This is a genomic window from Arthrobacter sp. 01T414, from assembly GCF_056398965.1.
Genome location: NZ_JBFTQK010000014.1, coordinates 1 through 413 on the forward strand (window position 1 = coordinate 1; position 413 = coordinate 413).

General features: G+C 69.7%; 1 pseudogene. It reads left to right on the top strand.

Features of this window, described 5'->3' with window-relative positions:
- Positions 1-413: pseudogene (locus tag AC1DK9_RS16545) on the top strand (carboxypeptidase regulatory-like domain-containing protein); the annotation flags it as partial.

Genomic DNA, 413 nt, shown 5'->3' on the forward strand with positions numbered 1-413 from the left:
ACCATCACCATCACCGGAACGGCGAAAGTCGGGGCCACGCTCACGGCAGTCCCGGGAACCTGGGCTCCGGCCCCGGTCACCCTGGCCTACCAGTGGAAGGCCAACGGCGCCGCCATCAGCGGAGCAACGGCCAGCACCTACAAGCCGGCCGCGGCCGACCTCGGGAAAGCGATCACCGTCACCGTGACCGGCTCCAAAACCGGCTACACCACCGCCGAGAAGACCTCGGCGGCGACGGCTCCAGTCGTGGCTGCAGACCAGATCCTGACCGCACCGGTTCCCACCATCACCGGAACGGCGAAAGTCGGGGCCACGCTCACGGCAGTCCCGGGAACCTGGGCTCCGGCCCCGGTCACCCTGGCCTACCAGTGGAAGGCCAACGGCGCCGCCATCAGCGGAGCAACGGCCAGCAC